Here is a 20,184-nt window from a genome sequence, read left to right as displayed (position 1 = left end):
TGACCTTATAAAAAATAGCTAAGGTAACAAAACAGTTAATTATCCCGTCTTTCTTGTGCTTGGGCGATGTTCTGATAACAAACAACACTATTTCGACCTAGCTCTTTCGCTTGATACATTGCCAAGTCAGCACAGTGTAATACTTGCTCAAAGGTCAATTGATTAGGCGCCATGGTTGCCACACCAATACTGACAGTCACCTTGCTCTGCAGAATTAACGATGAGAAGTCATGCTGTGCTATTTTTTCATTAATACGCATAGCTATCGCTTTCGCTTTGTTACAATCAGCAAATGGTAATATCGCGACGAATTCCTCACCACCTAAACGATAAAATACATCTCTTGAACGCATGGTTTCTTTTACCAGTTGTGAGATGACCTTAAGTGTTTTATCGCCAGCATGATGACCAAAGTTATCATTAATTTTTTTGAAATGATCTAGGTCCAACAATAACACCGATAACTCTTCTGGTTGCGAAGCAAAACTAGCTACCATATGTTCACCATGTTCAAATAAGGCACTGCGATTCCCTAAGCCAGTTAAGGCATCTGTTCGGGTCAATCGAATTAACTTGTTACGTATTCTTAACTGCCTAAAAAAAAGCAGCATAAAAACGATAGCGGTACTGATAATTAAGGTGAAATTATACTGCTGGGTGGCTTTTTGATCTTGTACTTCAGCAACACGACGAACTTTTAATTGATTTTGACTTGCCAACAAGCTGTTGCTGGCCTTTTTATCGTTCACTTCAAACGATTGCTCTAAAGACGCTATCATTGCTAAGCGCTTCTCTTTACGATAGCTATGGTATTTTTTTAAATAGGCTTTTTTCTCGAGGTAAGCTAAATCAAATTGACCTTGTTGTGCATAATTCTCGGCTAATATTAAATGTAATTGTAAAAAGTTTGGCTGGTGCAATTGCGGCTCAAAAATTTGTGCCGATAACTTAGTAGCCTGCTCTAAAAGTACAATAATATCGCGGCTATTTTCACGGTCGTTCCCCTTATCCGTGGCCTTGTTTTTTAATAATGCCTGTGTAACTAACAGTAAGTATTGCTCTGCAACATTAAGTGTTGCTTTAGCAAAGCTTAGTCGAGTAAGTGCTAGTTCAATTTTCTCACTATCGATACTCGTTTGCCTAAGCTGTGTCATTAAAGCCAGTAGTTCGGCATTTATTGGCAATACACTTACTGCAGCTAAATGTAATAATTTATTTTTATTATCTTGGGGCTCTGCAACGACCAAGGCACTAGGGGACTCTTTTGCTAGACTAAAAGATGGCAAAAGTAGCGGCATTAGTAAGATAATTAGCAAACTTGGATTGATCATTTTCATTAGCCACAAACCTTATTTCTTCCTGATGCCTTGGCTTGATAAAGCTGTTCATCGGCTCGCTTTATCAAACTAATTAAGTCATCATCACCTGAAAAAGTTGCAACACCAATACTTACCGTGACTTTTTCAAGTTTATTAAACGCCCAAACGTGTTGATTAACCCCTAAGCGAATACGCTCACTTACCTCTAATGCTGATTTCAGCGTTGTTTTTGGTAAGCAGACCATAAACTCCTCACCTCCAAAGCGACCAAACATATCACTTTTCCGCATCATTTTCGCGCCAAGATTAGCAACTTTCGCTAACACTTTATCGCCTGAGCTATGACCTAAAGAGTCATTAATGTCTTTAAAGTGGTCGACATCTATCATCATAATACTTAAATGGCTCGGCTTTGCTTGAGCCAACTTAAAAGCCTGTTGAGCTTGCTTCATTAAACTTCGTCTATTAGCCACTCCCGTAAGGGCATCGATATTAGCGGCTACTTTAAGCTTATGTTGACTTTGCAGCAGTTTAACCAGTATCCAAGCAAATGCTAAAGTAATCAGGGCACTGACAATAAGGTACAAGCGCTGCTCTTCATTTTCTAACTTAGCTTCGCGTAAGTTTTCGTCATAAAGATCTTGTTCATTATGTAAAATTTTATTTTGTTTATCAGCCTGCTCTCCTTCAAGCCTTAGACGTACTTGAGCAATAGAAAGAACATCTTCATTTTCATACAATTTATCGGTTAAAGCGATCACTTGAGATTGGCTTTTATAGGCCTGTTTGAATTTTTTTTGCTTATTATATACACGAGCTTTTAGGTCAATAATATTGACATAGTTTCGTTGTTTAATTTGTGACAACTGCTGATGATTAGCGACTACTTTCTCTACTTTAGCTATGCTGAGCAAAACATCATCAAAACGGTCCAATTTAAATAAAACATAAGCCTGATCATAATAAAACTGTAACTGATAATCGAACCGCTCGGTTAATTGCAAATACTGCTTAGCCATCATTAAGTATTGATAGGCAGCATCAGGATTACTGTCTGCTTTTTTTAAGTGTGCCCAAGCCATGCCCGAATAAACGATAAACATCCTTTCGCTTGGGCTATCTTTATTTGATTCGGCAATTATAGTATTGAAAACAGTTATCGCTTGCTGATAATCTTTTTTATAGGTATGCATAATGGCAATATTATACAAGCTGTTTTGTGCAGCTAAGAGTAAGCCCGCTTTTTTAAAGTGAGAATATGACTGCTGGTAATAGGCCATTGACTGCTTTTCTTGCCGTAAATAAGAATAGACAATACCAAGCTCACTATTTACCGTACCTTTCAGATCTTCATCATCGGTTTGTCCGGCAATATTATAGGCGTCGTTAAGCAAGACTAAAGAGCGCTTATAGTCATTAGTGAGATAAGCTATAGCACCTAAATTAATAAGACCTAGAGCAACTTGTACTTTGTCATGTAAAGACTCTGCAACTTCTAAACCTTTTTTATATTCTTTAGCTGCTTGAGTAATCTTGCCTAAGTTCTCAAAAGCAAAGCCCTTTAAATACAAAAGTTCGCTAATTAAAATACTGGGGCTCGACAGCCTTTTCGCTATGGTTAAGCCCTGATTGGCCGTTTTCATAGCCCTAGTATATTTGTTCTGCTCTATTTGTATTTCACTAAGCAGTTTAAAATATAATAAATTTTGCTCTATGGTCAGTGCACTCAGTGAGTCTTCATAAATCATGAGTTGTTTGAGGGAGAGTGACAAGTCAGTTTTTTTCAACTCTTCAACTTGCTCAGCTACTTGGTTAAATTGCTTAAGATCCACTCTTGTTTGACTGACACTAACCACGGGGAATAACAGGCAGCTAATACTGATAACAATTTGTATTGCTTGAGCAATTTTTTTAGCAAAACACAACAAACTGTAGTTCCTTAAATAAAGCAAAACGACTTGATCGGATAAGGCAGTATAAAACGATTTACTCTAAGAGTTAAACCGTAATCTTTGACTTTTTACGCTACTTTTCGCACAAAGTAACTGGCGAGTAACATGAATATAAAGGCAATAAACATACAGGCTGTTAAGCCAAACTGCTGAAATATAACACCTGAGAGAACGGTTCCTAGCAGCCGGCCCATGGCATTAGCCATATAATAGAAACCGACATCCATAGACACACCTTCATCTCTAGCAAGGCTGATAATAAGATAACTATGTAAGGATGAATTTATAGCAAAGGCTGCAGCAAATATAAATAAGCCTGAAATGAGTACGTTATTACTCTGCGGAAAAAGGTAAATAGCGACAGATAAAAGTAAGGTTACCAGTGCCAGTAATACCGACCAAAACCCTGTTTGTTGATAACTGTTTCTTTCCCTCTTACTAGATAACAAGCAAAGCAACTTGGGCGCGTTCGCTTGAATGATGCCATAAAATATAATCCAACTGGCAAGAAAAGTGCCGACGCCTTGGTGTTGCCATTGCAATTGGCTTACCAAATAAACAGGTAATGCAATAACAAACCAAACATCACGACCAGCAAACAGACATAAACGCGCTGCAGATAAATAATTTAACGGTGCATTGTTTGAGAATAACTGACTGAATTTAGCTTTATAACGGGTTTTACCTATATCACCACGCAGCAAAGGATAAGTACTTAAAGCAACAATTGCTAAGGTAACAGCCATCAGTAATAGTGAGTTTTGAAAGCCCAAAAGAGCCAACAATAAACCGCCAAGAAAATAACCGACACCTTTTAAGGTGTTTTTGGAGCCTGTCAGTAAAGCCACCCACTTAAAAAGCTTACTTTGCCCTTGCTCGCTATCTAGACCTGTGACTAATAACTTAATACTCGACTTAGCACTCATTTTATTGAGATCTTTAGCAATGCCCGACAATGCTTGCGCAAACATGACGTAGGCAATACTTAAGTACTCACTTGGCACTGCCAACATTGATAAAGCGAATACCTGTATCACTAAACCAATGAACATGGTTTTATTTAAGCCAATACGAGCCCCCAACCAGCCACCAACAAGGTTAGTAATAACGCCAAAAACTTCATAAAGAATAAATAAGCTAGCTAGCGCTAATGGGCTATAACCTAATTGATAAAAATACAGCAATACCAACATGCGCAACGCGCCATCGGTTAAGGTAAAGGCCCAATAGTTAGCAGTGATCACTAGGTATTTTTTTACCGGTGCAGACAACTTTACTGATGGAAACAGTGAACTTAATGAAAACAAGCTATTACTCGCTAAGGCTAGGGTTTGTTGATCTTTCAGGGTTAAATTTGATTCAATTTAAAACGGGCTTAATCGCGGCGCGAGCTTTGTATCATAGTTATTCTATTAAAAAAGCAAGCAACAAGGAGTAAGTTCGTTTTAAATGAACCCAAAGGGCAGCACTTGTTTGAAATTTAAACGGCGTTATCGTATGTTCATGTAGCTAGCTACACTTCACATGCTCTGCCTTGCCTAAATATCAAACATGTTGCTGTAAAAGTAATCTCGAAAGATCAACAGACCCTACTTAAGCTATTTGCCATAAGTTTCATCAACTCCGCACTACGATTAGCATAGCCCCATTCATTGTCATACCATAAATACATTTTCAACTGCGTATCATTAACTACCATGGTAGACAAAGCATCGACGACACAGGATCTAGCATCGGTTTTATAATCAACAGACACTAAAGGCCTTTCTTCATAGCCCAAAATTCCTTTTAACTGCCCTGCCGCGGCATCAGACATTAATTGATTTATTTCCTCAACACTGACATTACGCTGCATTTCAAAAACACAATCAGTTAGCGAGGCATTTGCCAGTGGCACTCGCACCGCATGACCATTTAATTTACCTTTTAGCTCGGGGAAAATATCGGTGATGGCTTTTGCTGAGCCGGTTGTGGTTGGAATGAGCGACTGGCCACAAGCACGGGCACGGCGTAAGTCTTTATGCGGTGCATCTAAAATGGTTTGGGTATTAGTAATATCGTGAATGGTCGTCATGCTGCCATGTTTTATGCCAATATTATCTTGTAATACTTTAACCACAGGCGCTAAACAGTTAGTGGTACATGAGGCGGCAGTGACAATACTATGTTTATTTGCTTGGTATAAATGTTGATTAACACCCATAACAATATTAACAATATCCTTATCTAAAATATTACCAGAGCTATCTTGCGCTAACTTCATCGGCGCGGTAACCAGTACTTTTTGAACACCTTGAGTAAAGTAAGCTTGCAGCTTAGCTTTATCACGCATCACGCCTGAAGCTTCAATAACTAAATCACACGCTGACCAGTCAGTTTCAGCTATGCCATTATTCTGGCTAACGAGCAACTGCTTGTCTTCAATATGCATTACCGTATCGCTAGCTGTCGCTTCATATTGCCAACGACCATGAATAGAATCAAAATTAAGCAAATGAGCCAGTGTTGCGGCATCACCTGCGGGATCATTAATCTGAATAAATTGCACCTCTGGCCAATGCCAGGCAGCGCGTAAAATTAATCGTCCCATACGGCCAAAGCCATTTATGCCTACTTTTATTGTCATTAGTTCTTCCTATTATTCTCTAAACTAGCTGATTTAATTACAACACTGTTGCGCACGTTCAGGGCGTTCACCCATCATTGCTAAATTTCTAAGACATTCATCAATCACCGGCAAGTTTTCCTCAAAGCAACTTTTGATGACTATTTGCTTCCATTGAGAAAGAGGTTTTGCCATAGAGTAATAAACCCAACGACCTGACTTACGTTCACTAAGTAACTGTTGTTTCTTTAATAATGCTATGTGGCGAGATATTTTCGGCTGAGATAACTCCAACGCATGAGTCAGCTCACAAACACACAATTCACTTTCACACATCAACATCAATATGATTTTCAAGCGTGTATCATCAGCCATGACTTTAAAAAATAATAAGCAGTCACTTTCCCTAACTCGATTTGTAGCAGTATTCATTATTTTCTGTCTCGTTCACTAGAACTTGTTCGCTGCGATTAGTTGCCAAACATTATACATATGTTTTTTCATATGTATATGCAAGCGTTTAGTTAAAATACTCAATAATAAAGAGTTAACCTAACAGTTATTTCTTTATAAAAATGTGTTTTATAAAATCTGCCCCTTAAAAACTTTTTTCATCATGTGAAATTCAAACTGTACACTTATCACACATCGGCATTGCATGAAAAAGTCGCTAGCTCTTTGTTTTACCAGCATTACTAAAACTGTGTAGCCAAACTCTTTGCTCGGTAAAATATTACATTGATGTAAAAACAACCACCCACCAAGTAAATAGCCATAATATTTTAACGGTCATTAATTGACACTAGTGACAGCTTTATGTAGATTTTTAACACAGTTTTTTTCACAAAGTTGCCACAGTACTGGCTAGTTTCTAGCTAAGGACCGGCTGTAACCTATTAAAATAATAAAGAAAATAACAGAGAGAGCTATTATGGAAATATTATATAACGTTGAAGATAAACCACCGACAGGCACCAGCCTGATATTGGCAGCCCAGCATTTACTTGCTGCTTTAGGGGCAATAATTACCGTGCCTTTAGTGGTTGGCGGCGTTTTAGGTTTGCCGGTAGAAGATATTGTAGTACTAGTTAACGCGGCAATGCTTGTTTCTGGTGTGGTTACTATTATTCAATGTAAAGGTGTTGGCCCAGTAGGTATCAGACTTCCTTGTGTTATGGGTACTAGCTTTACCTTTGTTGGTGTTTCTATTGCCATTGGCTTTGAGCATGGCGTTGCTGGCATCTTGGGCTCAGCGCTTGTTGCTTCACTCGTGATGATAATTGGCAGCTTCTTTATGCCATTAATCAGAAAATTTTTCCCGCCGATTGTTACCGGTACTGTAGTTACCTTGATTGGTCTGTCGTTAATCCCAGTTGCCGTTGATTGGTTTGCTGGTGGACAAGTTGGCAGTGAAGGTTATGCTTCATTACCAAACTTAGCCATAGGTATGCTGGTGTTAATAACCGTAGTGTTGTTATCTATGTTTGGTAAAGGCATATTGTCTGCAGCCGCTGTAGTTATTGGTATGGTAGTCGGGTTTATTGTTTGTGTTACCTTAGGCCTTGTTGACTTTACACCAGTACAAGAAGCACCATTATTTGCTTTACCTAGCCCTTTCCATTTTGGCTTATCTTTTCCAATTAGCGGTATTATCGGTATGTCTATCGCCTATTTAGTTACCATAGTTGAGTCAACAGGTGATTTCTTAGCTTTATCGAATGTGACTAAAACCAAACTAACCGGTAAGAAATTATCTAGCGGTATTTTGTGTGACGGGCTAGGTTCGGCTTTAGCGTCAATATTCTCGACCACGCCTTTTTCTTCTTTCTCGCAAAATGTAGGTATCATAGGTATGACAGGTGTTGCTAGTCGCTATGTTGTGGCGATTACTGGTGCTATGTTGATTCTTGCTGGGCTTTTCCCAGTTATCGGTGCATTAGTAGTAGCTATACCACTGCCCGTACTTGGCGGAGCAGGCTTAGTTATGTTCGCTATGATAATCACTGCAGGCATAAATATTTTATCTGAGACTAAACATAGCAAAAGAAACGGTATTATTATCGCGGTAAGTATTGGTGCAGGTATGGCAGTAACCGTTCGTCCAGAATTACTAAGTCAATTACCTGATTTTATTAAAGTAATTTTAGCCTCCGGTATTACTACCGGCTCGCTAATTGCCCTACTTTTAAATGCAATTCTTCCTGACGGTGATGTCGTTGATTTTGATGAAGAAGATGAACTTACAGAAGCTTTAATAACTGCTGAGTCATCGGTAGCAGAAGAGCTAGCGACTACCAAAGAAGTTCCTTCAACCTCATAAAAATAGAATTATTGTTAAATGGCCTGATTAAATCACAATAAGTATTATGTGATTTAATCAAGCTACTTTTATTTCCCCTCACTAAAACATATCAGTAAAAAACCTCAATAATGCACACCAGCACCATAGCTTCCTCACTATCTAGTCATTCAGACTTGCTGTAGTAGATTCACTTAGACAATTTTGCATTAAGAACTACGGGAATGTATTGGTGATCAACTCACTTTATTTTAGCCATAAAAAATCCTCTGCACTAAATAAGCGACAGAGGATTTTTTAAGTGTTCTAACTTACCTAGCTCCTACCAATAAGACTTTTATAACAAAGCTTAGCGGCAATGGCTTAAGTAATTAATTCCCTGAAAAGACTAAGACTTTTACCGGTAATAACAAAGCTTGCATACGCAGGATAATGGCATGCACCACTCCAACCGCGTCAACCATATGTAAATAGATAGTCTCAGAGGTACTGAGTGTGCCACTAGCGATTAATTCATGATGGTAGCTGTAAGCATTGGCGATACATTTTGTTCCAGGAACAACGCCATCAAGTCCACCTTCATATAAAGGCACTAACTTTACCGTAAACGTGCCTGGTCTTGCTCTATCTTGTATATCTAACAAGTTTTCATTCGCTCTGATTTGACCACTAGCAATAACACTTTGAATACTTGCCACCCTCATAGGAATGATAGTAAATGGCTTAGACAAACAGGTAATTTCGGCAAAGGTGCCTACTTTGATAACACTGGCCGCTAATTGATTAAAACCCGCTTGCACACCCTCTTTCCCTGATGCCTCGCCCGAGCTTGGTACAATAATACCTGCTGAGCGAATCATAGGATTAATAAAATCACCGGGTTGCAAAGCAAATTGCTGTAATTCGCCATCAACATGGGCATAAAGTGTACGTTTTCCTTCCTCAACTATTGCAGATTCTAACTCTTCAATAGCGCTGGCTTTGTTCGCTGGTAAAACACTTTCAATGACCCCTTGCGCAGCTGCTTGATTCGCTAATGAAGCGGCTAAGCCAGCTTCATTGATTGCTACGGTATCAGCCATTTTTTGTACTTCACTGGCACTGATAATATTTAGACCTTTAAGTGATAACTTCTTCTTACGGTCGTATTCATTCTTGGCACGTAAATAAGCACCCTTAGCTTTTTCAACACTGCTAATAGTTATAGCAAGTTGTGCATAGGCAGTAGAAAATTCAGACTCCACTTGTTTAACTTTCGCTTTAGCACGGTCAATTGCCGCCAATTGCGACTCATCATACATGCTAAAAAGTGCCGTGCCAGCCTTAACATGCTGATGATTTTCAACAAAGACATGCTGAACCCGGCCGCTTTGCTCTGGCATGATAGAGACTGTTCTAAACATGGGCGTGGCGTTAGTCGTTGATGGGTGGTAATAAAAAATCAAAGTCACTAATGAAATAGATAAGATAACACAAGCTGATATTCCCCAGCGCAGTTCATACCACATAGTAAAGAAGGTAATCTCTTTACCCCAAGTCTTACCTTGGCGATATTTTCGGAACAAGTAATCTGGAAAAATGGTGACAAGTGAACATAAAAGAACTTCTAACATTTTAGTTGCGCTCCTTAATAATCACTGACTCTTCCGTTTCTAGCTGAGAGTCTGAATGTGAGTTCGGCTGAGAGTTAGCTTGTGCACTTGGCTGTATTGCTTGCTGCTTACTTTGGGCTATGGTCTCTAGAGACTTAGCAATAGACTTTAACGGCGCCAAAAAGTCGGGTAATTCAACTACAGCCAATACTAAGGCCGCCACCCAAAAAATATTATTATGGGTAAATAAAGCTAAAATTGTTAATATGGCGATAAGCTGTATTTGGCTATGATTTTTTCCGTGAGCAATGTGCTCAGGTATAGCGTGTAACTTAAAGTATAAAACACCTGCTATTAAGATTATCACTACCAAAACAACAGTCATTACTACCATTAATGGGTCACTATCAGCGCCAGCCAAATACCCCGGAATATGCTCTGTATTCATTTCTATGTCCCTATTTTATTTATTATTTTGGATATTACTCATTTATCATAGCAACAGTTGAACGCCTGATTAAACGACGGCCATATCACCTTTACTTTGTAGCCATGCTTTACGGTCACTGGCACGTTTTTTCGACAGTAACATATCCATCAATTCCATGGTTTCACTATGATCGTCCACGGTAAGTTGTACTAAGCGCCGAGTATTTGGATCCATGGTGGTTTCACGTAACTGCAACGGGTTCATTTCACCCAAGCCTTTAAAGCGTTGTACGTTGACTTTACCGCGTTTTTTCTCGGCTTCGATTCGATCTAAAATACCCTCTTTTTCTGCTTCATCTAAAGCATAAAAAACTTCTTTGCCGATATCGATTCGATATAATGGCGGCATAGCAACATAAATATGACCCGCTTGAACAAGCGGTAAAAAGTGCTGAGTAAATAAGGCACACAATAAGGTGGCAATATGCAGTCCATCAGAATCGGCATCCGCTAAAATACAAATCTTACCGTAACGTAGCTCTGATAAGTCATCACTGTCAGGATCAATCCCTAAAGCTATTGAGATATTATGTACTTCTTCCGATGCTAATATTTGCCCTGAATCGACTTCCCAAGTATTTAAAATTTTACCACGTAGCGGCATAATCGCTTGAAACTCACGATCCCGCGCTTGTTTAGCACTACCGCCAGCGGAGTCACCTTCCACTAAAAACAATTCGGTACGGGCTAAATCTTGGCTACCACAATCGGTCAACTTACCGGGTAAAGCAGGACCAGAAGTGATTTTTTTACGTACTACCTTCTTACTGGCTCGCATACGTTTTTGCGCGTTACTGAGACAAAACTCTGCCAATAATTCCGCTTTGTCTGTGTGTTCATTAAGCCACAAACTAAAAGAATCTTTTACTACGCCAGTAACAAAGGCGGCACATTGACGTGACGATAATCGCTCTTTAGTCTGTCCGGCAAATTGTGGATCTTGCATCTTAATCGATAAGATATAACTACATTTATCCCAAATATCATCTGGAGTTAGTTTTACCCCGCGCGGTAAAATATTACGAAATTCACAAAACTCTCGCATCGACTCAAGCAGTCCTTGGCGCATACCATTAACATGAGTACCTCCAGCAACCGTTGGGATTAAGTTAACGTAACTTTCACCAATACTTTCGCCGCCTTCTGGTAACCAAGTAACCGCCCAATCGGCCGTTTCATGTTGAGAAGTAAAACTGCCCGTAAAAGGTTCTTCAGGTAATGATATATAGTCTTTTATTGCATCTTTTAAGTAATCGGTAAGTCCGTATTCATAACACCATTGATATTTTTTATCTTCAATTTTGTCATGGAATTTAATGGTTAAGCCCGGGCATAATACCGCTTTAGCTTTAAGTAAATGGGTGAGGTGACGGACCGAAAATTTAGCGGTATCAAAATAGCTAGCATCGGGCCAAAACTTAACACTGGTGCCAGTGTTACGTTTTCCTACTGTGCCAGTTTCGCGCAGTTCTTCTACCTTATAGCCATTTTCAAAGGCCATTTGATAGATTTTACTGTCTCGACGAACACTGACATCGACCCGAGTCGATAAGGCATTTACCACCGAAATACCAACACCATGTAAACCACCGGAAAACTGGTAACTTTTATTGGAAAACTTACCTCCTGCATGCAGCTTACAAAAGATAAGTTCTACCCCTGAAACCCCTTCTTTAGGGTGAATATCAGTAGGCATACCACGGCCATCATCGATTATTTCAAGTGACTGATCTTCATATAAAATAACACTAATATTTTGTGCATGGCCGGCAAGCGCTTCATCCACTGAGTTATCAATTACCTCTTGACCTAAATGATTGGGTCTTGTGGTATCGGTATACATACCAGGACGGCGGCGAACGGGATCTAAGCCACTGAGTACTTCAATGGAGTCGGAGTTGTATTGGTCAGTCATTTGAAACTCAATTTAATCGCGGTTAAAAGGTTTAGATATTTATGCTATCAGCTATCGCTAATTTCATTGGTGGTCATGTGAAGCCAAGAGGACTAATTTATTTACTATTATCAAGTTGAAAGAAGTCACTTATGGTGGCTAAGCATTTATCAAAATTGATAAAACTATGATCGCCTCCTTCTTGTACTATTAATCGACAATGTTGATATTTTCCCACAGCTTGTTGGTAATTTAACACTTCATCACCGGTTTGTACCATAACTAGGTAATTATTTTTTTTCTTGTCAGCAATTGTCGGGGCTGCTTGTTCAAGCGCTTGCAATTGCTGTATATGTTCTTCGGTTACTTGGTACACTTCTTCTGTATAAGGATTAACTTGCTCACCAATATAGTCATGCAATAACTTATAAGGTGTTATTGCTGGATTCACTAACACCGCTAAACAGTGATATTTTCCCTCCAGGTAACTAGCAAAATAACCGCCTAATGAAGAGCCTATTAAATACCACTGGCTATTTGGGCTGTCACTTTCAATGAGCTGCTCTAATTGACTAATAGCTTTGGCTGGTGTCGAGGCTAATTGCGGGCAGACAAAGCCAACATCAGCATGGTTTTTAGCTAAGTATTGACGGGTTTGCTCGGCTTTTAGCGACAATGGCGAAGAGTTAAAACCATGAATGTAGAGGATGTTTTTTTTCATAATATTATTTATTCTGTTAATAATGACGGCAGTAACTCAGCTATTTCTTAAAGGAGCTTCTACTATATACCCGTTTCAGGTGAAGTAGCTGTAGGTTGTACTATCTGGGATAAACGCACTATTTATAAGTAAACGACATCTGTATGCAAGTTACCATCGGCAGATAAATTAAAAATTCGATAACCCGGTCCTTTCGCTAAAGCAGCCACGCCATCGACACTAGGGTCAAATTGTATCGATGTTGCTGGACAGGTATACAAAGTAACGGCTTGATTTACTGCTGTCGATTGAGTTGTTACGGCTTTAGTTATTTTAGTTGCATTAGGTGTATTAATTACGTTAGATGCATTAGTTACGCTAGTTACCTTAGCTGGCTCACTTTCGTTAGAGAGTTGCATAGCACTATGTACATGGCCACAGGCAATGGTTTGAATATTGTCATAGTCATTTATGGCTTGCCAAAAGTCCGCTTTATTTTGCAAACCATGTTTATCAATAAAATAACCGACATCTATAGGATGATGATGCATCATAACGAGCTGATGTTTGTCCTGCTTGATAGCAGTTTTCAATTTAGCCAATGCTTGCTCACTGACATAACCTGCTGGTGTTGCGCTTTTGCTGTCCACGAGTTGAATTTGCCAATGCGGGTGCTCAATGCAGGTATCTGATGAAAACGGCGCTGCAGAAAAGTACTTAGCTAACAATTCTGGCTCATCGTGATTACCCGCTAAATAATAAATAGGTATGGCAACACCACATTCACGGACAAGGTCCGCAAAATTTTGGTAGGACTGCTCGCTGTGATCTTGGGTTAAATCACCGGTAAAAACGACATAGTCAATTTTGGGGTTATGACAAATACTCAATAAGACTTTTTTAAGATTTTCGAAAACATTGTGGCCATGGTGCATGCCGTCTCGGCTTGAGAACAAGTGACTATCAGTTATTTGTGCCAGCACAATGGCTTTATCTTTTATCGGAGTAGGGTTGCTCATATTCATAATAATAAATTAAGACTGCAACTCAACATTCACTTGCCCTAGACGCAAACATAAATGTAGCCACTCATTTAAAAATTGATTCGTTTGCTGCTTTTCATCTTGCTGATGCATTTGACTATTAGGGTAGTCGTACCGAGGCTTTACCTGCCTGATATCTTGCGTAGCCAGTACTTCCGCCATGCGAGCATCGTGATATAAACGAATAGTCATACGCGGATGTAGCGCACTGGCGACAACACCGGGAATATTTTTAAGGGAATGGCGTAAGCTTTCCTGCTCAAAGCTAATAACAGAGGTATAACGAGTCACCTCGGTTATGGTTACTTGATAAGAGAGGGAGTCACTAATAAAAAAATGGCGTGTTTCATCAAGCGTTGATTTTCCCGCTAACACTTTCAGCAATAACATATAGTTGTTGGCGCACAAAGTCATCAAGCTAACTAAGTTAGGTTGATAATTCTTTCTAACCCCATTAACCAACGCTCTATTGGGAAAAAAACTCATAGCTGCCTCTTAACTACCTCCTTTACTACTGAAAAACTTAGTAATGGAAGTTTTAATACTGAAAGATTTAGTACTAGTCGCTAGTGCCTATCCCTTCAGTAGAAGTGATTGATAATTCATAGCCAGCCATTGTAACCCGATAATAGTGGCTGCGTTAGTGATTTTACCTTGCGCTAATAACTCCAGAGCCTTAGTGCGACTAACAAGGTGCAATAAAATATCTTCATTTTCCTCGATCAGGCCATAAACTTCACCATCACTGACTTGCTCACTGTCAAAATGCGCTAAATATAGATGAATACGTTCACTCATACCGCCAGGGCTAGAAAGATATTCCATGATCGGTTGTAAGTTATCTGCACTAATACTGATATTAGCTTCCTCTTTGGCTTCTCGTATAGCGACCTCAATTGGGCTTTCATTATCATCAAACATACCGGCAATAAACTCTAATAACCAAGGACTATCTTCTCCCCTGATAGCGCCAGCTCGAAATTGTTCTATTAACAGCACCTTATCTTGCTTGACATCATAAGGCATAACAACAACGGCATCGCCACGCTCAAAAACTTCTCGGGTAAATGTCTGACTTTGCTGGCCGGAAAAAAGTTTGTGCTGCAGTGTATATTCATTCATTTTAAAAAAGCCCTGATACTTGGTATCAACCGAGTGCACCGACACCTGTTCATTATCGAATTGCAGCATAGCTAAAGGCTTATTTTTATTAACTTTCATCAAGGTTCTCTTTGGTTAAATACTTTGTAAAATAATTTGTTACACTAGTAAACAGTTATTTTATTTGGTTAATTTAAAAATCCATGTAGGATACTCTATCAGCGAATACCAATAAATAAATAACAAGAGTAATACACCCAAGGAATTCCTTACTCATGAAAAAAACACTAAGCACCCTAATTATAGCGATAACAGCTACTTTTAGCAGTACACAAGCCCAAGCTGATGATTTACTGACGGTTTACCAGCAGGCATTATTAAACGACCCTGTGGTACTTAAAGCACAAGCGCAGTTTATGATCGTAAAAGAAGATATTGAACAAGCGCGTTCAGTATTATTACCACAGATTAATGCCTCGGGTGGTATATCCATTAGCGAGCGTGAATCACAACAAACTCAACTAGTAGGCTCAGATGTGGTTGTCTATGATACAACTTCCAATACTGATGCAACTAATTTTGGTGCCAATTTAAACATGCAACTGTATCGACATGATAGCTGGTTGCGTTTAGGTAACGCCGAAAAATCAGCCCATCAAAGTGATTTAAACTATCAAGTTGCCAAACAAGATTTAATCACTCGCGTAGCAAAAGCTTATTTTGATTTATTAAGCACCAAAGATGATCTCGTTTTTGCTACCGCAGAAAAAGATGCCATTGCCCGCCAGCTTGAACAAACTAAGCAAAGGTTCTCTGTTGGCTTGACCGCAATAACTGATGTTTATGAAGCGCAAGCACAATTTGATAGTGCCGTTACTGAAGAGATTCGCGCCGAAAATGCCATTTTTCAAGCAGAAGAAGAGTTACGAGTCATTACCAATACTTATCCGAGAAATGTCAGTGTATTGAATACACAGCGTTTTAGCACTAGCACTCCAGTGCCCAATAGTGCTGATGAGTGGCAAGTAACGGCTGAAGCAAAAAATCTTGACTTAATTGCCGCAAAAGTCGGTATTGATATTGCGCAAGAAAATATCAGTATAGCTCGTGCAGGCCATTATCCAACTTTATCGCTAAACGGTAACTGGGGCAGTAGTAAAAGTAAAACCAGTGTAGAGGCTCTAGGTTTCAATGAAGACTTTGATGAAACACCTTATTTCAATGATTACTCGGTGGGTATTACCTTAAACGTTCCCATTTATTCTGGTGGAGCTATTCAAAGTTCAGTGCGCCAAGCACAAAGTCGCTTTGTTCTTGCCAGCCAAGACTTATCTTTAACACATCGCGGTGTTGTTCGCACCACACGTAATGCTTACAATACCGTTATTGCTGCTATTTCAGCGATAAAAGCCTTTGAACAATCGGTTCTCAGTGCCAATAAAGCACTAGAAGCAACAGAAGCTGGCTTTGAAGTGGGTACTCGTACCATAGTAGATGTATTAGATAGTACACGTAACTTATATAACGCTAAACGAAACTTATCATCAACACGCTATGCCTATATTCAAAACGTTTTATTATTGAAACGTGCGGCTGGTACTATTACCGATGAAGATATAAGTGCTATTAACACAGGTTTAATGGTAGTTAATTAGTCTATCGATTAATGATACTCCTTAACAAATAGCCTGTTAATCAAGCTATTAAAAAGCCCTAAGCAATACTTTGCTTAGGGCTTTTTTTATTGGGAATTTAACCAGAGGTAGGCACACTATATTCGTTGTTTAATAGCAGTTTAATTAAGTTTGTGATCTTGTTGTGCACAGGAAAAACAAATCTAAGCAAGGCGCCCAATTAACCAATAGCTGGCGTGTGTGATTGAGAGCAACGCCGCCTTGACGTATTTCACCCTGCATAAGTGGGCAATAATTTAATGGCATTGGTATAATAAAGGTTATGAGCACTGGCAGCGCATAAGGTAAACAATAACTTACCTTAGTAAGTTTATATTGAGTTCAAGCTATTTAGCGCAGGATTGTTTAACAGCAGGGTTACTTAATAAATAAGTAAATAAGTAAGTAAATAAGTAAGTAAAGTCGTTAAACAATAACGACTCTCTATCCCATATATTACACTAGGGTTTTAAGGAAACGGGTCAGTTCTATTGCTTCTCTTTCGACAGAATAATATTCCTCAACACGCTGACGACCAGAGTGGCCCATTTGAGCAAGCTTAGTTTCATCACTCAGTAATAACGCCATTTTATCTTTCACTGCCGCCAAATCATTTACCGGAACGACATAACCATCGACTCCTTGACGAATAACTTCAGGCCATGCTCCTGCCTCACTGGCAAGTACAGCAGCACCACTACTCATGGCTTCAAGAATAGTTAAGCCGAAGCCTTCTCTTTCACTCAGGGCAACCACAAGCGATAAACTGCTAAATATTTTAGGGATATCAGCAAAGTCCTGCTCACCAGCAAAGATTATTCGATCCGATAAGCCAGCTTGGGCAATGCTGTCACGTAGCTCTTGGGTATATTTTTCATGCTTAGCGGCAATGCCGCCGACAATAACAGCAGTATAATCAGGGTAGTCATTTAATATGGCAATACAGCTTTGTACAAAGAGGTGCACACCTTTTTGTTTTCTCACTCGGCCAAGAATAGCAATACCGCGTTTGCCTTTGGCTTGACTGGGCGCTAATAAGTTAAGTGCTTGCCAAGCTTTTTCTTTGTCTGCACTCGCCGTATAAGCGCTGGTATTAACGCCATGATAAATTACGGTACTGGGAGGGTTTTCTAAATACCTGGCTGAGGCTTTACACATGGCAATAACCGCATCCATACGTCTAGTTAACCAACAGGTGAATTTTGCGCGTTTTCGCTGAGCCGCAGAGCTGAATACTAATTTAATTTTGGCTCTAAAAAGGTATTTTAACACTACCCCTTGAATCATTTCATCAACACGACGAGCATGAAATATCCGTAACTTGCCATTGGTTAAAGGGCGTTGACACATTTTGACCACTTGCCAGAAGCTAATAGCTAAGCTGGTATCGGTTAAATTGTTTTTTCCCATAATGCGTAATGGGATCATGTGCTTTTGGTAAGATACCACTTGCAACATAGTTGAGGTAATTCCAGAAAAATTCCGTTTTGAATTTCCAATAATAAGCTCAATCTCAGTACTGCTTACCGCTTGGTTAACCACTGCATCCATTAAAAAATTCTCAAAATACCAATTATTGATCTAATGACCGCTATTCTACTGGAAAAACCCATTAAGTGGTAAATAACTTCATTGCCCAAGACAAACTAACTTGCGTATAATCATGCATAGTTAAAATAAAGGTCAGATGAGAAAATACATTGAGCAAAAATAAAGTGTTACAGCCAAACTTTAAGTTATCTTTTTTATTACCCAAATACTGGTTAACTTGGCTAGGTGTTTTTATCCTTTACAGTATTTCTTGGCTACCTTTCAAATTACAACTCGCTATGGGCCGTGTTTTAGGCCGGTTAATTTTCAACATTGCGTCAAAGCGAAAACATGTTGCCCTGACTAATTTACGCTTATGTTTTCCAGAGAAAGACGAGCAAGAAATACAGCGTATTTTAAAAAAGAACTTTGAAAATACCGGTATTGCCTTATTTGAAACAGGTATGGGCTGGTGGTGGCCAAATTGGCGAGTAGCAAAAAAAGTTAAAGTGATTGGCGCCCATCATATTACTTCAGCACAAGCTCAAGGTAATGGCGTATTAGTGTTAGCTATGCACAATTTAAGCTTAGAACTGTGTGCTCGTGGCGCAGGTATTGATAACCCACTGGTGGCATTTTACCGCCCACATAATAATCCGCTTATGGAGTTTTTCCAGCACAGAGGTCGAGCTCGTTCAAATAAGTATATGGTCGGCAAACGTGATGTTAAAGGGCTATTAAGAGCACTGCAGAATAAAGAAGCCTGCGCATATTTACCCGATCAAGATTACGGCCGTAATAAAAGTCTCTTTGTACCCTTTTTTGCCGTTAAAGAAACCGCAACTACCACTGGTACGCTGATTTTTGCTCGAAAACGAAATACCAAAACAATGATGATGATTCCGCGAAGAAATGCCGATGACAGTGGTTACACCATAGAAGTATCACCGCCATTAGAAAATTTCCCAACAGATAATGATGAACAAGATTTAATTCGAATTAACCAAGAATTAGAACAAGCTATTCTAGTGCAACCAGAACAATATATGTGGTTACATCGACGTTTTAAGACTAGACCTAACCCAGACGATGTCTCACTATACAAATGATCATTAACATATAACCAACTGATTATTATAGTGATTCACACACAACAAGTCCCTCTAGCATTATAGCGTTGAGGGAAAAAACACAGAGAGATTTGTATAAATATTACTCTTTGGGTAAAGTAAGCTAACTTCACTATAATTAAAGTAATGAAAACAAAGGTGTTGATTAACCGATGAACTTTTGGCTGCGGAACATTATCTTAGGACTCCTCCTGACAGTGCTTGCTTGGGGCTTTTTTGCCAACCAAGACTTTTTACTGTCCCTTGATGGCTCTTTAGGCAAGGTTGATCAAAGTGCCATAAGTAGCAGTGTAACGTCGGTAACTCCACTGCCCCAACAAGAAAAAAGTAGCGCGAACAACTATCAGCAAGGTGGGACTTCAACCAATGCCGCTGCGATAGGACTATCCAGATTCTATGCGAATTTACACGGCGACATGGATGGTAAAGGTCCGAAAATTCGCAACAATATTGTTTACCTGCCCGAGCCGAAAGGTGATTTAACCAAGTTATTGCAAGCGCGAGAAATGGTGGTACGCCCTTATAAAAAAAATTGGCAAGGCAGTATTGAATCTCGCCCTTTTAGACGCGGTGAAACCTTAAATCAAAAGCTTGCCGAATATTCTGACAAAGATGGTATCGATTTAATTTGGTGGTTAAACCGAGATTATGTGGTAAAAGACCCGTTTAGGATTGAAAAAGATATATTAAAAACCTCCTTTCAAGTAGCTAAGGCCATTGAGGGTCACTTTGAATCGGGTCTGTCGATTTTCTTTTGTAATCGTCAACGCGCTATTGTCATTATTGAAAGTGCTCCTCAGCCTTTTTTGGATGAGGAGTGTATTTTACTTGCCAGTGAAAATTCTTATTAATAAACC

The 20,184-nt window shown here is 39.3% G+C and carries 17 protein-coding genes; 4 read left to right on the top strand and 13 right to left on the bottom strand.

What is annotated here, in order from left to right:
- Positions 1-35 precede the first annotated feature (35 nt).
- From HRT55_RS07710 to HRT55_RS07690, 5 genes are all read right to left on the bottom strand, one after another.
- On the bottom strand, positions 36-1,337 hold the full coding sequence (locus HRT55_RS07710; protein WP_291620142.1) for a GGDEF domain-containing protein: 1,302 nt from the start codon (positions 1,335-1,337) through the stop codon (positions 36-38).
- Entirely contained in the window at positions 1,337-3,244 is a 1,908-nt protein-coding gene (locus HRT55_RS07705) for a tetratricopeptide repeat-containing diguanylate cyclase (RefSeq protein WP_291620140.1), read from the bottom strand. Before HRT55_RS07705 ends, HRT55_RS07710 begins: the two co-directional genes overlap by 1 nt.
- A 95-nt stretch (positions 3,245-3,339) precedes the next feature.
- On the bottom strand, positions 3,340-4,578 hold the full coding sequence (arsJ, locus tag HRT55_RS07700; protein WP_291620138.1) for an organoarsenical effux MFS transporter ArsJ: 1,239 nt from the start codon (positions 4,576-4,578) through the stop codon (positions 3,340-3,342).
- A gap of 272 nt (positions 4,579-4,850) precedes the next feature.
- Positions 4,851-5,897: an ArsJ-associated glyceraldehyde-3-phosphate dehydrogenase gene (locus HRT55_RS07695; RefSeq protein WP_291620135.1), complete on the bottom strand. Its 1,047-nt coding sequence runs from the start codon at positions 5,895-5,897 to the stop codon at positions 4,851-4,853.
- Positions 5,898-5,930: 33 nt separating this feature from the next.
- A complete protein-coding gene (locus tag HRT55_RS07690; protein WP_291620133.1) occupies positions 5,931-6,308 on the bottom strand; it encodes a metalloregulator ArsR/SmtB family transcription factor in 378 nt (125 codons plus the stop codon).
- A 499-nt stretch (positions 6,309-6,807) separates the two neighbouring features.
- Here HRT55_RS07690 and HRT55_RS07685 point away from each other — a divergent pair, with 499 nt between their 5' ends.
- Positions 6,808-8,196 carry a nucleobase:cation symporter-2 family protein gene (locus HRT55_RS07685; protein WP_291620131.1) on the top strand — a complete coding sequence of 463 codons (1,389 nt, stop codon included), beginning with the start codon at positions 6,808-6,810 and terminating at the stop codon, positions 8,194-8,196.
- Positions 8,197-8,546: 350 nt separating this feature from the next.
- Here HRT55_RS07685 and HRT55_RS07680 read toward each other — a convergent pair whose 3' ends face one another.
- The 7 genes from HRT55_RS07680 to HRT55_RS07650 all read right to left on the bottom strand — a co-directional run bounded on the left by HRT55_RS07680 (position 8,547) and on the right by HRT55_RS07650 (position 15,114).
- Positions 8,547-9,788 carry an HlyD family secretion protein gene (locus HRT55_RS07680; RefSeq protein WP_291620129.1) on the bottom strand — a complete coding sequence of 414 codons (1,242 nt, stop codon included), beginning with the start codon at positions 9,786-9,788 and terminating at the stop codon, positions 8,547-8,549.
- 1 nt (position 9,789) lies between these two features.
- A complete protein-coding gene (locus HRT55_RS07675; protein ID WP_291620127.1) occupies positions 9,790-10,215 on the bottom strand; it encodes a hypothetical protein in 426 nt (141 codons plus the stop codon).
- A 69-nt stretch (positions 10,216-10,284) separates the two neighbouring features.
- Entirely contained in the window at positions 10,285-12,171 is a 1,887-nt protein-coding gene (gene parE / locus HRT55_RS07670) for a DNA topoisomerase IV subunit B (RefSeq protein ID WP_291620125.1), read from the bottom strand.
- A gap of 97 nt (positions 12,172-12,268) precedes the next feature.
- Entirely contained in the window at positions 12,269-12,871 is a 603-nt protein-coding gene (locus tag HRT55_RS07665) for a YqiA/YcfP family alpha/beta fold hydrolase (protein WP_291620123.1), read from the bottom strand.
- Between the two features lie 122 nt (positions 12,872-12,993).
- Positions 12,994-13,869, bottom strand: coding sequence for a metallophosphoesterase (locus tag HRT55_RS07660; RefSeq protein WP_291620121.1), 876 nt, complete (start codon positions 13,867-13,869; stop codon positions 12,994-12,996).
- 15 nt (positions 13,870-13,884) lie between these two features.
- Entirely contained in the window at positions 13,885-14,379 is a 495-nt protein-coding gene (locus HRT55_RS07655; RefSeq protein ID WP_291620119.1) for a DUF1249 domain-containing protein, read from the bottom strand.
- 87 nt (positions 14,380-14,466) lie between these two features.
- Positions 14,467-15,114, bottom strand: coding sequence for an NUDIX domain-containing protein (locus HRT55_RS07650; RefSeq protein ID WP_291620117.1), 648 nt, complete (start codon positions 15,112-15,114; stop codon positions 14,467-14,469).
- Between the two features lie 155 nt (positions 15,115-15,269).
- Here HRT55_RS07650 and tolC point away from each other — a divergent pair, with 155 nt between their 5' ends.
- A complete protein-coding gene (gene tolC / locus HRT55_RS07645) occupies positions 15,270-16,649 on the top strand; it encodes an outer membrane channel protein TolC (protein WP_291620116.1) in 1,380 nt (459 codons plus the stop codon).
- Between the two features lie 474 nt (positions 16,650-17,123).
- On the opposite strand, the gene HRT55_RS07640 is transcribed toward tolC, so the two are convergent.
- Positions 17,124-18,218 carry a glycosyltransferase family 4 protein gene (locus tag HRT55_RS07640; RefSeq protein WP_291620114.1) on the bottom strand — a complete coding sequence of 365 codons (1,095 nt, stop codon included), beginning with the start codon at positions 18,216-18,218 and terminating at the stop codon, positions 17,124-17,126.
- Between the two features lie 149 nt (positions 18,219-18,367).
- On the opposite strand from HRT55_RS07640, the gene lpxL reads away from it, so the two are divergent.
- Positions 18,368-19,306: an LpxL/LpxP family Kdo(2)-lipid IV(A) lauroyl/palmitoleoyl acyltransferase gene (gene lpxL, locus HRT55_RS07635; RefSeq protein WP_291620112.1), complete on the top strand. Its 939-nt coding sequence runs from the start codon at positions 18,368-18,370 to the stop codon at positions 19,304-19,306.
- Between the two features lie 173 nt (positions 19,307-19,479).
- Positions 19,480-20,178, top strand: a complete 699-nt coding sequence (locus HRT55_RS07630; RefSeq protein WP_291620110.1) for a TcpQ domain-containing protein — start codon at positions 19,480-19,482, stop codon at positions 20,176-20,178.
- Positions 20,179-20,184: the final 6 nt, after the last annotated feature.

The sequence above is a fragment of the Colwellia sp. genome (assembly GCF_013214175.1).
Lineage (GTDB): Bacteria > Pseudomonadota > Gammaproteobacteria > Enterobacterales > Alteromonadaceae > Colwellia.
Note: the sequence above shows the minus strand (reverse complement) of the source record. Positions and strands in the feature narration are given on the sequence as shown.

Bases quoted from the DNA above. Each gene is read 5' to 3' on its own strand.
- tolC (WP_291620116.1), top strand. From the start codon at position 15,270: ATGAAAAAAACACTAAGCACCCTAATTATAGCGATAACAGCTACTTTT.
- HRT55_RS07655 (WP_291620119.1), bottom strand. From the start codon at position 14,379: ATGAGTTTTTTTCCCAATAGAGCGTTGGTTAATGGGGTTAGAAAGAAT.
- HRT55_RS07675 (WP_291620127.1), bottom strand. From the start codon at position 10,215: ATGAATACAGAGCATATTCCGGGGTATTTGGCTGGCGCTGATAGTGAC.
- HRT55_RS07640 (WP_291620114.1), bottom strand. From the start codon at position 18,218: ATGGATGCAGTGGTTAACCAAGCGGTAAGCAGTACTGAGATTGAGCTT.
- HRT55_RS07710 (WP_291620142.1), bottom strand. From the start codon at position 1,337: ATGAAAATGATCAATCCAAGTTTGCTAATTATCTTACTAATGCCGCTA.
- HRT55_RS07695 (WP_291620135.1), bottom strand. From the start codon at position 5,897: ATGACAATAAAAGTAGGCATAAATGGCTTTGGCCGTATGGGACGATTA.
- HRT55_RS07630 (WP_291620110.1), top strand. From the start codon at position 19,480: ATGAACTTTTGGCTGCGGAACATTATCTTAGGACTCCTCCTGACAGTG.
- parE (WP_291620125.1), bottom strand. From the start codon at position 12,171: ATGACTGACCAATACAACTCCGACTCCATTGAAGTACTCAGTGGCTTA.
- HRT55_RS07660 (WP_291620121.1), bottom strand. From the start codon at position 13,869: ATGAGCAACCCTACTCCGATAAAAGATAAAGCCATTGTGCTGGCACAA.
- HRT55_RS07665 (WP_291620123.1), bottom strand. From the start codon at position 12,871: ATGAAAAAAAACATCCTCTACATTCATGGTTTTAACTCTTCGCCATTG.
- HRT55_RS07685 (WP_291620131.1), top strand. From the start codon at position 6,808: ATGGAAATATTATATAACGTTGAAGATAAACCACCGACAGGCACCAGC.
- HRT55_RS07690 (WP_291620133.1), bottom strand. From the start codon at position 6,308: ATGAATACTGCTACAAATCGAGTTAGGGAAAGTGACTGCTTATTATTT.
- HRT55_RS07650 (WP_291620117.1), bottom strand. From the start codon at position 15,114: ATGAAAGTTAATAAAAATAAGCCTTTAGCTATGCTGCAATTCGATAAT.
- HRT55_RS07680 (WP_291620129.1), bottom strand. From the start codon at position 9,788: ATGTTAGAAGTTCTTTTATGTTCACTTGTCACCATTTTTCCAGATTAC.